The sequence below is a fragment of the Helcococcus sp. KG196 genome, assembly GCF_046035495.1.
GTDB classification, from domain to species: domain Bacteria; phylum Bacillota; class Clostridia; order Tissierellales; family Peptoniphilaceae; genus Helcococcus; species Helcococcus ovis.
Genome location: NZ_JBFNFI010000001.1, coordinates 1 through 11,947, shown reverse-complemented (window position 1 = coordinate 11,947; position 11,947 = coordinate 1). Strand labels below are relative to the sequence as shown.

Genomic DNA, 11,947 nt, shown 5'->3' with positions numbered 1-11,947 from the left:
TTTAACCTCTTGTCTTTACAAGTATATTTGTGTATTTTTTAATAATATTTTCTCTATTTTTCTTTACATATTCTTCATCTTCTTTTATAGTTTTAATTTTATCTAATGGTGTCATATAATCACCTGTTTTTGCATCTTTTCTTAATGCTCTATTTGTTAATTGTGAACCAAAAGCATCTTGAGCTTCTTTGGAAATTACAAAGTCAACAAATTTCTTAGCATTTTCCATATTTTTTGCACCTTTAATAACTTCTACCCCTGCATCTAGATATACTGTACCCTCTTTTGGATATATAACTTTAACCGGTGCTCCATCTCTAACATATGCTGCTGATGGATCTTCATATGTTAAACCAACAGCATATTCCCCATCCGCAACACCTTTATGAACTGCTGAAGATGAATTTAAAATTTTACCATCAATATTCTTTAATAATTGTTCAACAAATTTCCATCCAGTTTCATTTTCATAATCTCCACCCATTGCTAACAATTGATTTGTCAATTGAGCAAATGCTGATGATGAATTTGAAGCATCAGCTGATGCAATCTTACCTTTTAATTTAGGATTTAATAAATCAGCATATCCTTCAATTTTAATATCCCCAATCAATTCTGTATTTACTAAAATAACAGAACCATCAGCTGTATATGGCGTTAAGAATCCGTCTACATTTTTATGATCTGGTAACATATCTTTGTCATTTGGTGATACATATTGTTCAAATAAGTCTTTCTTTTCTCTTATTGTTGATTTGCTTCCACCAAATAATACATCTCCTAATGGATTTCCTTTTTCAGCTTCGATCTTTGATAATAATTCACCTGTACCTGCTGAAATAACTTCAACTTTTATCCCCGTTTTTTTTTCAAACATTGGGATTATTGTCTTCATTATATTTTCTGTATTCGGTGAATATACAACAAGTTTACCCTTATCGCCTGTTTTCTTACCATCGCCTCCTTTACTACATGCAACTAGTGAAAAGACTAGTATTAGTGACATTACCAATGCAAATATTTTTTTACTCATAGTTTTTCTCCTTATATTTTTATCTTATGTAAATAATAATACATCATGAAAACAATTTCCATGATGTATTGTTTTAAATTGTATAAAATTGTTCATAAAAACTTTTATGTATAAAATTCTACAATTAAAAATTGTAATATCATAATATTTTTATATAATTAATTATAACTTAAGCATTATAATTTTTTTAACATAATTAAACTTTTCTATTAAATAATCTTATTCCATATATTGCAAGTACTAACGAAATAAATAACATTAATACAATTGGAATCACATAAATTTTTCCACTAATAATAGAATTTTGAAGATAATAAAGTGGCGATATATAAGCGATAGTTTTCATCCAATTGGCCATATGTTCAACCGGAAATAAAATGCCGGAAAATAACCCTAACGGAAATATAATTCCTGTTGAAATTATCCAGATTATCCCCTCATTCTTTATTATAGATGATAAGAAAATATAAAGTCCCATTGAAATAAACATTGCAATAGTAAACAAAATACCAAGCTGAATAATATTAGATTTACCTAAATCAAAACCTGCAAATTTATAAAATAACAGTATCAATAAATTTGCTATTTCATACACAAATATGATGGCTAAACTTTTACCTAATATATATGAGCTTAACTTTGTCTTGGAATTTTTTACTCTTAAAACAATACCATTATCCTTTTCATTAATTAAAACTGTAGCAAGTAGGGATGCCGATGTTAACAGCTTAAAAAGAATAATTCCAACAGAATAACTAAGTTTCGCTTTTTCATTAAACAAATTACTGTTTGAGTTGCTGTTATCTATTATAGGTATTAATGGATTATTCGATATACTGCTATAATATTGCAAGACATTTCCCGCTCCATCCGTCTTTACTACCAAAGTCCCTTGAGAAATTCCAAGAAAATAATCTTTTTCATCTTCCTTAAGCTTCATCATTTTAACATTCGCTACATTCGGGGCTTTTTCTCCGATATAACCCACAACAGGAACATCGGAATATGCAAGGGTAATACTTACAAGTAAAATCATTAAAATCGGCATAATAATCATTGAAGAAATAAATCCTTTGGTATTTCTAAGAATTTTAAAAGTAAACTTAAATGCATGCACCATTCCTCATCCTCCTTCCTATTAATAAAATAAAGGTTATGACAAATGTAAAAAATATTAAAATCCATATTAGCAAATCATTTCCAAAATTTATTTGAATTAAATCCTTAAATATTAACCTGTTAGCAATTGTCAAAGGCGACAAGTACATAAGTAAATCCATAAATTTTGTATTTGATAAAACAGATGTCAAACTCAAAGCTCCACCAAAATATCCCATAAGCATAACAATCATCATAATAGTATTAGAAAGTATTGCCTTATTATAAACTGAAAGTCCAAAAAACAATCCTAAACTAATACTAATAATTGGAATGCTTAAAAAAATACATATCGAGTTTATAGGAAAACAGATATCAAACAGCAATCGATACCCTATTACATTGCTTGTAATCATAATAAGGGAAAAAACATAATGTATAAAAAATTTTATCAAAACAAAATTACTCTTACACACAATCCTGTCCCAAACATGAAGTTTTCTTTCCTCAAAAATACTTAGTCCTGCCAAAACTGCCGACATCATTAACATAAAATTAAGTTCACTAACCGCAAACTGTACTTTGGAATTCAATAATATCCCATCATACATAACAACTTCTTTGACGGTATCTACAGAAAATGAATTTTGAATATGCTGTGATAAATAGTTCTTTGTACCCTCACTCATAATAAAGGCAAGAACCATCGGCAAGAACATAATTATAAAATATATCGGATTTTTTATAATTCCTTTTATTTCTTTTTTAAGCATATCACTCACCGCCCTTACGCAAAACCTTTACGAAAACATCTGATAAATCAGCCTGTTTATTTTCTGTATCTGAAATTTCCTTGATTAACTTTTCGGTTTCTCCTTCCAATATAAGTTTACCTTTATCTAAAAACATAATTTTATCACATAAATACTCAACCTCATCCAAATAGTGAGAAGTGTAGATGATATTTAAGCCGCTATTTTTCAATTCCTTAAGATATGCCAATATTTCCTTTCTGGAAATAGGATCAATTCCAACACAAACTTCATCACAAATTAATAGTTTAGGATTGTGAACAAGCCCAGTTATTAAATTTAATTTTCTTTTCATTCCACCGGATAAATCCCTTGCTTTTGTATATATTTTTTCCTTAAGTCCTACTTTTTCTATTAATAAGATGCTTCTTTCTCTTGCCTCTCTTTTATCCATTTTATATATAGAAGCAAAAAACAACATATTATCCATTACAGAAAGTTCAGGGTATATGGCAAGCTCTTGCGGAACATAACCAATATCCCAAATACTTAAATCTGCGTAATTAAGCTCTCCTTCAAAGGATACATTTTGTGTAATGCAATTAATCAATGTGCTTTTACCGGCACCATTAACACCTAATATCCCATAAACATTTCCATTTTCAAAATTATACGAAAAATCTATGAGAGCAAGAAATTTTTTATATCTCTTTGTTATATGCTTAAGTTCAATCATAACCATACCCCTTCTCATATTTAAAAATGTTTTTTGCAGAACTTTTTGGAAATGTAAGTTCCTATAATTGAAACAACAACGATAGTTACTGCAATTATAACCATCATAGGTATTGTCTTAAGTTCTTGCATTTTCATTGCATAGTCATGCCCATACATTTTTTTAATCATTTCTAATTGTTGTTCTTTAGTAATTATATAAGGAATTACGGTACCTCCTATATAATAAGCCAACATCGTCACAACAAATGATAAAGTCAGACCTTTAAATCTATTTTTAGTTTTCGCTAATATCAATTCAGCAATTATTCCCGCAATAACCATCATTCCAATGTAATAAGGCATAAATCCACCTAAACCCCATATTACACAGTAAATTAATATAGCCCATTTCTTTTGAACTTTAGCTCCTGTTAATATAAATGGAAATGCTAAAAATAAACTTTGTACAATTGGTGAAATTAAAATTGTATACGGTGTAAATAAGAAAGGCATCGGTATTAAGTACATAAATAAAATTCCTAATACCGAAAAAGCCGCCACTAATACTAAATCTTTAACTGTTAATTTGTTATTCATTTTATTCCTCCTATAATTAAAAATATATAAATTGATATATACATAGTACATAACATATAATCTGTGATTTTAAAATCTACATCTGTCAACAGGGTTCTTTCTTTGCCTATTATCATTCCTTTTGTTTCAATACCTAAAGATAAATTTTCCGCACTTCTTATTAAACTGAAAACAACAGGTACAATGATAAATCTCAAAATTGCTGCCGGATTTTTGTTTTTAATCAGCTTTCTAGTTTTAAGACTCATATAAGCTATGGAAAAGTCATTCCTCATTGACGGAAACAATCTCATGAACGAGATAATCGGTATGAGGATGTAATCTGTCAACTTTACTTTTTCTAAGGCTTCTATAATTGTTATAAGCTTTGTGCCGGCTGTTAAATTCTTTATGGTGTAACCGCATAACATACCTCTTACAATAAAAATCTCAATAAAAGCTTGATAATATAATGGAAAAAATATCTTTAGCTTACTTATCACGAAATAGGTTACCGCCATTTTTATTGCAAGCATATAATTTTTATTAAACAAAAATACTATAGCTACTATCCCCATTAAATATATTGAACTTTGATTTGACGGATAAAAAAATATAGCATTTGCAACTGTAAAAAATACAATCAAATTTATGATAGGATTAACTTTTGAATAGTCTGTTTTTTTCTTTTCTGTAGAATATTTGTTTTTTACATTTTTTGCGGATTTAAGCTTATCTATCATTTCATTAAAATCATTTTGATTAACAAGCCTTCTATGTGCGATTACCGTTGCTCCTTCCAAAAGAATATATTCATCAGCAACTTTTGATAAAAGCTCTAAATCATGCGAAATTAAAATAACAATTTTTCCTTGTTCTTTCATTTTATTTATCAATCTACAAATACAATTCATTCTTTTCAAATCTAGCCCACTGGTAGGCTCATCCAAAATTACAATTTTATTATTACTTATATATGCTAAAAGCACTGCCAATCTTAAAATTTGACCTCCTGAAAGTTTAGATGGATGCCGATTTTCTAAGGCATCCATATCCACCATTTTAAGTAGATTATGAATTTCTAAATCATTTAATTTTTTGTTTTGAAGAATAATCTCATCTTTTACTGAAGCTGTAACCATTTGATGATAACAATCTTGCATACAAAAATATGAATTTTTTATTCTATCTTTTTTTGAAATTATGTTATTATTAAAGGCAAAAACAGCTTTTTTATTATCAATCAATCCTGCGATTAGCTTACCTAATGTACTTTTTCCCGAACCATTCAACCCTATAATTGCCGTTACCTTATTAGATTTAATTGATAAAGATATATCCTTTAAAATCTCTTTATAATTGATAGTATAATTAAGATTTAAAATTTCTAATGTATCATTTGTTTTTCTATAAAAATGTTCTTTAATGTTTGAAAAAGCTATATTTTCACTTCTAATTTCAAATCCATCGCCATTTATCAAAGTTCCATCTTGGATTACATAAACTTTATCACATACATCTTTCAGATAACCGACTCTATGTTCCGCAATAACTATTGTTACATTACTATTTTTAAGTTCAATAATATGCTTTTTTAATTCATCTATTTCATTAATATCTAAATTTGCAGTAGGCTCATCCATAACAATTATTTTAGGAGCTTTAATATAGGAACTTAAAACACTGAGTGTTTGTGCTTCTCCACTTGATAAATTCAAAATATTTTCGTGTAATAATAACTCAGAATATCTATCTTTTAGTAAAGTAAATTTATTTTCAATTTCTGCTCTACTTTTTCCGATACATTTTGAAGAGTATTTACACTCATCATCTGCATTAGAAAATAAAAATCCATTTTTAGGATTTTGCAAAATGCTACTGACATACTTTGAATTAAGTCCGGCAAAGCTATTTTCATAACCATAGAAATCTGTCTTAAAACTTCCTGTAACATTTCCTTGAAATACACTGGGGCAAAGTCCATTTATAACTCTGAGCAATGTGGTTTTCCCACAACCGCTCAGCCCTGTAAAAACAACACACTCTCCTGATTTTATTTTTAAATTTATACCTTTCAAGGTCGGATTTATTTCTCCCTCATAAGTGAAAGAAAAATCCTTAAACTCTATCACTTTCCCACCTCCTCTCTCAGCGAATATTTTGCGTTTAATATTCATTGAAATGATTATAACACTTTTTTCTTAGAAAAGTCAATGAATATAATTATCTTTAGATTCATTGACTTTATCTTTCATACTTGCTAAAATATAAGTATAATTTTTCGATAGGAGATGAACCAATGCCTGCTAACTTTACAAAAGAAGAAAGAGCTGCTTTAATAAAAAAATTCTACAAGCAAGGATATATTCTTTTAAAAAAATTCGGATATAAAAAATTAAAGATTGTTGATATTGCTTCCTCTGTTGGAATCGGCACAGGAACATTTTATAATTTTTTTAAAAGTAAAGATGAATTTATTATTTGGCTTATAAATAAAAGAAAAGATGAAACAGTAAAACAATTCTTATCAATATCTAAAGAATATTCAAATGAAATTCCTATGGAAGTGTTTGAAAAATTTTTATTTGATACAATATCACATAATAACATTTACAGATGCCTTACTCAAGATGACTACAATATACTACAAGAAAAATATGGCCTTCTTGATAATCGAAATGAAAAAATAGAAGAAAACGCTAAATTTATGATGAGTAAACTTGCAACTACTAAATCATTCGATAATTTCTTTCTATTTTCAGAAGCTTATACAATAATAATTATAGGTACATCTGATTTAAATAAATTAAATACTAAATTTACGGACAAAGCAGTAAAAAGACTTATTCATTCGGCTTGTCAATTTATATACTAAAATAAAATTTAATTACAAAAAACATATATCATACCTTTTAACTCCTCTGTTATAATAATAAAATTCTATCACTTACTCAATATTTAAAAATAGACAATTAACAAAGACGATAGTTTTTTCTCTATCGCCTTTGTTAACTTTTTATATGAAATTTTTCTTCACAAAAACAAAATCTATTATCCCTCTCTTATAGCAATCATCACCCCAACTGGTGCAATAGCACCATGCACTAATTTCATTTCAAATACTGAAAATCCATATTCCTCAATAAAATTTTCAAATTGCTTTTTATCCCATTCTTGATGCATCTTAAATCCCAAAATAGACATAATATTTTTTATAATTTTTCTCTATTTACCCTCTTTGAACAGAAAAGTAGGAGCAAATGAAATACCATTCGGTTTTAGTACCCTATATATTTCCTTCATTGCCTTATATGGATTAGGCATAATATGAAGTGCATTAGCAATTAAGACACAATCAAATTTTCCATCCTCAAAAGATAATGATGTTGCATCGGCAATTTCAAATATAAGGTTTTCGTATTCTCCACTCTTCTTTGCCTCACAAATCATCTGTTCCGAAAAGTCTGTTCCAATCCAACTTTTGGTATACTTTGAAAGACTAAAAGAAAGTTGTCCTGAACCGCAAGCAAGTTCTAGTAAATTCATGTTTTTATTCAAATGAGGATAAATATATCTGCAAACTTTCTCATAAACTCCTTTATCCTTCTTCATAAAAGGAGCATACAACCTAGCAAATTTATTCCAAAATTTTTTATTGCTTTTTCTATCATTTTCAAATCTACTTTTAATATAAAATTATCATATTCTAGGTATAAATATCAAAAAGCTGCCTAAATACTTAATATTAAACTTATTTGAATCAAAATTATATTTACTTTACATCATTTACACTGGATTTTAAAATTCTATTTATCTAATTTTTTCTTTTACGTTAAAATCTAAAGGTTTGTTTATAACTTTTTTATAAACGACCATATATATTTCTTCCTTATCTCCGTTTATATTTTTATTATTCATAATTATTATTTTTTCTATCCAATTATTCTCTGTTTTCATATTTACTCCTCCTCAATGTTTATTCATTTATTTTATAAAAAATGTAAATTAAACAAAATATACAAACGGATATAGTATATAATAAATTTGCCATTATACACTCCTTTATTCTCAACTCTTCTTAACTTTTCTAAACTCTCTTATTCCATGCCATTATAGCATATTCTTCTGTCGGTTCATGTCTTGATGTTGCCATGCATTCTCCACATTCAACAAAATACATTCTACCAACATATTTGTTGTAGTATGTTCTAATTGAGGGCTTGTTCCATTTATTACCACAGAAAGGACATTTTTTAAATTTATCATCAAAATTGTTATTCATTTTCTCAACTCCTAAAAATAAGTATTAAAAAAGCACCTCTAACATTTTAGTTATTTGTGCTTAGTTATTTTGATTTATTTTTACTATTTTTATTTTTTTTCTTTTCTTCTGTAGCGATAATTTTTTTGTAATAATCTTCCAACATTTTTTCAGCGTCTTTATTATTTTTTGTCGTATTTAACATATTATTCTCCTATTACATTTAATCCCTTAACTTTTTTTAAAACTTCTCTTACAACTTTATTATATCCCAATTGCTCGTTGTTTTCAATAACAGAACTGAATTTTTTTACTGCTCGATTATATTCCGTATAATATTTTTTGAAGTTAAAATCTTTTGATTTTTCTAGGTATAATATATCTCCATTATGTTTCACAATTCCCATTAATTTCGTTTTAGGATGGGTTGCAAAATACGCTAAATCTTTATTTGAGAAAAATTCATTGTTAGGATGATTATGTAATACATATTTATAATCAAAGCTCCCTAAATCTAATTCACTTTCGGTACCATAAATTTTATAAATTTTTTCTTCAAATCCATTAAACATGAATGCTACCTCCATTGAATTATTAGAATCTCTAGCTTCGATTAACAATTCCTTATTGAATTTTAACAGTACGTCATTTTCAGCTTGAGTTAAATTGTCAACATTAGGTCCATTTAAATTATTCACAACATTATCATTAATCGGATAAATCTTATTCCCATGTCCGCTTGAAATATGATTATTCTTCCCTTCAATCATCCTCATCAACTCATCTTCGCTATCATAATCCAAACCTTCAAGCATATCACTTAAATGTGATCTGCAATAAGGATGAAGCGGTGGAGCATTTACTCCAATTTTTATTTTATCAATAGGAATAATTCTTTGGTCGTGATCCCTACACACCTTTGAAGTCCTCTTATCCAAGGTTGCTTCAAACTTTTTAGCAAGTATTCCACGTCGTTTACTGTCATCTAATTCTGCTGTATTTACAACGTATGATGTTAATATCCAAGTTCATGTTGCTCTCGCATTTAATTCTAGTTTATCAGTCCACTTTCTATCGCATTTATTTTATATTTTTCAGATATTTCCTATCCTAATTTTCCCTTGTATACCTTAATCCATACAATACAAGACTTCTTCTGTTTTTTTTACAAACATTACCATTGTTAAAAACTTTAATATTTTTCTTGTTTAGATATAGATTTATCATTCAATTCTTTCATTCGTTCGTCTGTCCAAGATTTAACTCCTTGATTTTTTACGATATTTTTATGTATTATTAACCGTATTTTTAAATATCCATAAATGTATCTTTCATGACTAATCCCTTACCGGTTTCGCTAAAATGCACTATAACTTTGTAGTTGTTTTCTCAATTTTTTTGCTAAATGTATTCTCATATTTGTTTTTCTCAGCTGTCATTTGTAATCTCCTTCCATAACAATAAAAAAAGAGAAGCAGATTATTCCTCCACTTCTCTTAGTCATATTTAGATTATTTTTTTATAATTGTTCAACGAGCATTGCTATATCTTACTGACCCCGTCCGGTAAATCTTACACTTTTTCTTCAAATGTAACCTTATCTTTTAATTTTTTTTTCTATATCTCTTTTTCAGTATATAATACGGTATATTTTAACTATTTGACTTGACTCATCAGGAATGTAAAATACAAGATAGTTCTCAATAGGTAAAACTCTGAGCCCTTTGTCTTTCCATTCTTGATAATCACATAATCTATGCCTGTTTGGAAATTCATCAAGAAATTTAATAGCTTTCAATATTCTATACAATAACTTTTCAACAATATTGGATTCTAATAATTCATCCGAAATATATCTTACAATGCTTATTAAATCTCTTTTAGCATTTTCAGAAAATATTATCTTATATTTCATCTACCTAACTCTTTCTTTAACTCATTTTCTATTTCTTCAAAACTATACGTTCTTCCATTCTCAAAATCATTATGGGCTTTTAGCATTTGCATATTAAATTCTGCTTCTGATAAATTGGATAAAGAAAGAGGCTTTGTATTAGGGATTTTAACTTCAAAAGGCAAACCATTTTGCATTACAACCTGTCTTAAAAAAATAGATACAGCATTTGACATTGGTATTCCAAGCTTTTCAAGCACCGCTTCCGCCTGCTCTTTAATATCAGGTTCTACTCTTACATAAATATTTGATGTTCTTGCCATATATATAACTTCCTTTCGATTTAGATTATATCATTTTTGATTGCTAATAGCAATACATTTGATGAGGTAATTAAAAATAACAAACACTATCTAGCAAATGTAATTTTATATGTCCAGCTTATAGGTGGTAGTTTAAATTGTTATATGAAACTTTTTTACTTTTACTAAATTTTAAGCATACTACTTCAACATTATTCTCTTTATCATATGAAGCTTTTTACTTTTATTTTTATATTCTGTACTATGTTTTATCAATAAGTTGAAATGAAATGAATCCAGGACAAATAATTGATTATTGTATTGAATATAACAACTCAATGATTGAATATAAGAATGTAAGCACAGAGGATAGAGAAGCTAATCAAAATGATTTTGATAAATTTTAATTAGTTGATTATAACATTTCAAAAGTGGTATAATAAATGTAAATATTAAAGTGTTAGGAGGTAATTTATGGAACAATTGAATAATGAAAATAGATTATCTTTTAATATAAAATTAAGCAATCTATTTAACGATTTGAAAAAATATTTATTATATAGCAAAAAAGAAAGAAAAAAAATTTAGATTTTCATAAAATTTTTGTAGAAGAATCTAATAAAGTAAAAGAACCACATGATTATTTTGTATCAAATGTTATTTATGATAAAACTGTGTATAGATATAGACTTGAAAAAAAACACTATAGATTTTTAGTAAGATATGACAAAAAAATATTAAGAAAAAAAATAAAAGAATCATTTAAGGCACTATTCATATAGTGCTTTTTGATTCTTAAATTAGGATACTAGGAGTAGTATCTTTTTTTATTTTAAAAGTAAATGAGGTTCTATGGCTGGTAAAATTAAAGATATAACAATTGAATTTGATGGTAATACTACAAAATTATCCAATGCATTAAAAAATGTTGAAACAAAATCAAGAGATACTACAAAATCATTAAGAAAAATAGAAAAAAGTCTTAAATTTAATCCAGGTAATGCAGAACTGGTAGCACAGCAACAGGTTTAATACCTATACAAAATTACATCATACTCAAACAATTTTGTTAATCTTCACTAGTATCTCATCTATATAATCTCTTGTAGAGGTTTTAAAAGGTCCTCTGAAAAGAGTTGAGGAAACATAGATATTAACCAAACAATATTAATTAGTTCCTCTATAGTTTCGTTATAAGTATGGTTCATAGAACAGGATCTAGCCAAAGAGTCTGACATTTTTCTCCAGTCATAACTCTTTCTTCTAATTCCTCCTAAAGGAAATCCCGTAAAGATTGATTTAGAAATGGAAGAA

General features: G+C 27.5%; 14 protein-coding genes and 1 pseudogene. 2 read left to right on the top strand and 13 right to left on the bottom strand.

The features are described from left to right. Position 1: 1 nt before the first annotated feature. The 6 genes from ABGF45_RS00075 to ABGF45_RS00050 form a co-directional block, all read right to left on the bottom strand. Positions 2-1,033, bottom strand: a complete 1,032-nt coding sequence (locus tag ABGF45_RS00075) for an ABC transporter substrate-binding protein (protein WP_134710768.1) — start codon at positions 1,031-1,033, stop codon at positions 2-4. A 196-nt stretch (positions 1,034-1,229) separates the two neighbouring features. Then, a complete protein-coding gene (locus ABGF45_RS00070; protein WP_134744270.1) occupies positions 1,230-2,153 on the bottom strand; it encodes an ABC transporter permease in 924 nt (307 codons plus the stop codon). Continuing rightward, a complete protein-coding gene (locus tag ABGF45_RS00065) occupies positions 2,137-2,904 on the bottom strand; it encodes a hypothetical protein (protein WP_134744271.1) in 768 nt (255 codons plus the stop codon). Before ABGF45_RS00065 ends, ABGF45_RS00070 begins: the two co-directional genes overlap by 17 nt. A gap of 1 nt (position 2,905) precedes the next feature. After that, positions 2,906-3,619 (bottom strand): ABC transporter ATP-binding protein, encoded by a 714-nt coding sequence (locus tag ABGF45_RS00060; protein ID WP_167554084.1) that lies wholly within the window; start codon positions 3,617-3,619, stop codon positions 2,906-2,908. A 20-nt stretch (positions 3,620-3,639) separates the two neighbouring features. Beyond that, positions 3,640-4,197, bottom strand: a complete 558-nt coding sequence (locus tag ABGF45_RS00055) for an MptD family putative ECF transporter S component (RefSeq protein WP_167554085.1) — start codon at positions 4,195-4,197, stop codon at positions 3,640-3,642. Beyond that, on the bottom strand, positions 4,194-6,308 hold the full coding sequence (locus ABGF45_RS00050) for an ATP-binding cassette domain-containing protein (RefSeq protein ID WP_408112797.1): 2,115 nt from the start codon (positions 6,306-6,308) through the stop codon (positions 4,194-4,196). The genes ABGF45_RS00055 and ABGF45_RS00050 overlap by 4 nt, the downstream gene beginning before the upstream one ends. 167 nt (positions 6,309-6,475) lie before the next feature. On the opposite strand from ABGF45_RS00050, the gene ABGF45_RS00045 reads away from it, so the two are divergent. After that, positions 6,476-7,051, top strand: coding sequence for a TetR/AcrR family transcriptional regulator (locus ABGF45_RS00045; protein WP_134710774.1), 576 nt, complete (start codon positions 6,476-6,478; stop codon positions 7,049-7,051). 176 nt (positions 7,052-7,227) lie between these two features. Here ABGF45_RS00045 and ABGF45_RS00040 read toward each other — a convergent pair. The 6 genes and pseudogenes from ABGF45_RS00040 to ABGF45_RS00015 form a co-directional block, all read right to left on the bottom strand. Further along, a pseudogene (locus ABGF45_RS00040) lies at positions 7,228-7,788 on the bottom strand (methyltransferase domain-containing protein). A 198-nt stretch (positions 7,789-7,986) separates the two neighbouring features. Further along, complete coding sequence (locus ABGF45_RS00035) at positions 7,987-8,133, bottom strand: hypothetical protein (protein ID WP_167554087.1); 147 nt, start codon at positions 8,131-8,133, stop codon at positions 7,987-7,989. Positions 8,134-8,263: 130 nt separating this feature from the next. Then, positions 8,264-8,458, bottom strand: coding sequence for a Lar family restriction alleviation protein (locus tag ABGF45_RS00030; protein WP_408112488.1), 195 nt, complete (start codon positions 8,456-8,458; stop codon positions 8,264-8,266). Positions 8,459-8,643: 185 nt separating this feature from the next. Beyond that, complete coding sequence (locus ABGF45_RS00025) at positions 8,644-9,459, bottom strand: phage minor head protein (RefSeq protein ID WP_134744276.1); 816 nt, start codon at positions 9,457-9,459, stop codon at positions 8,644-8,646. 608 nt (positions 9,460-10,067) lie between these two features. Continuing rightward, a complete protein-coding gene (locus ABGF45_RS00020) occupies positions 10,068-10,352 on the bottom strand; it encodes a type II toxin-antitoxin system RelE/ParE family toxin (RefSeq protein ID WP_134744277.1) in 285 nt (94 codons plus the stop codon). Next, positions 10,349-10,654, bottom strand: a complete 306-nt coding sequence (locus ABGF45_RS00015) for a type II toxin-antitoxin system RelB/DinJ family antitoxin (protein WP_134744278.1) — start codon at positions 10,652-10,654, stop codon at positions 10,349-10,351. Before ABGF45_RS00015 ends, ABGF45_RS00020 begins: the two co-directional genes overlap by 4 nt. 831 nt (positions 10,655-11,485) lie before the next feature. Here ABGF45_RS00015 and ABGF45_RS00010 point away from each other — a divergent pair. Beyond that, positions 11,486-11,665, top strand: coding sequence for a hypothetical protein (locus ABGF45_RS00010; RefSeq protein WP_134744279.1), 180 nt, complete (start codon positions 11,486-11,488; stop codon positions 11,663-11,665). Between the two features lie 59 nt (positions 11,666-11,724). Here the strand turns inward: ABGF45_RS00010 and ABGF45_RS00005 are convergent. Further along, a partial coding sequence (locus tag ABGF45_RS00005) for a hypothetical protein (protein ID WP_408112796.1) occupies positions 11,725-11,947 on the bottom strand: 223 nt, incomplete at its 5' end.